Below are 907 nucleotides of genomic sequence, written 5' to 3'. Positions count from 1 at the left end.
ATCCAACCCGCCGTTACCGAAAACGTGATCCAGAAATCAGATTCCGTCCAGTTCCCAATCCAAGCAATCGCTGCCAACACCGCCCATGCGAGATAAAACGCCGTCCAAGCGATGCGACGGCGGAGAAGACTCCAGTGGCGAGCCATCGACATCCACGTTGGGATCAGCACCACGAACCAGCCAAGAAACGCGGAGCCGAGCCCACCCATCAAAATGATCAGGAAGGCAACCCCCGGCCCAAAGAGTCCGACGATTCGTACGAATATCACCTGTTGCTGCAAGCGTGCGACCGCGATGTGAATTGCCACCGCTGCGGTCAATAGCATGAGATCCGCGACGGAAACTCTTGCCGGGCTAATCGGCTCGTTGGAAACACGATCGCGAAGCCGCACCCGAAAGTATTTTGCGATGCCGACCCAGAACATGGTGGCGATCAGGGAAAGGGAGACCGCGAACAAAGTGCCTGAGACGACCGCATAATCGTTCTCCCAAGCGTCCAACGGTGAGGTCCCGTCAACAAGCCACTCGAACAAATTGTGCCCAATGATCAACACCATGGCGCACCCAAACGCCGTAGCAAAAGTCCGCAGGACATTCCGCCAAATCTGCCCGGGGCAAAGCACGCATTGGATCGCCGACCAAGTCACAAACCAAGCCAGGCCCGCGGACATCAGCAGCAGCGAGACCAAATCGGGCCCGGTGCTGTGATTGTATGATTGAACGACTGTACCAATCGCGATTACAACCCAGCACACCCACTGCAATCGAGTAATACGTTGGGTTGGCGTCATTTGGTCCTCGGGGTGAATGATCCTGACCATTGTAAGTCAGGGTTCATTCACCTGTTGTGACCGTTTCCGCTTGGAATCATGCTCTGGCAGAAGTCACGGTGGGGACCACCGTGCTA

The 907-nt window shown here is 56.0% G+C and carries 1 protein-coding gene; it reads right to left on the bottom strand.

Going from position 1 to position 907, the window contains the following annotated elements:
* Positions 1 to 791 (bottom strand): hypothetical protein (locus B2R17_RS12180; protein WP_286764193.1); only part of this gene is annotated, 791 nt, incomplete at its 3' end.
* Positions 792 to 907: the final 116 nt, after the last annotated feature.

Source organism: Rhodopirellula sp. UBA1907 (genome assembly GCF_002337565.1).
Classification (GTDB): domain Bacteria; phylum Planctomycetota; class Planctomycetia; order Pirellulales; family Pirellulaceae; genus Rhodopirellula; species Rhodopirellula europaea.
The sequence above is the reverse complement of the archived record's forward strand: the minus strand, read 5'-3'. Positions and strand labels throughout refer to the sequence as shown.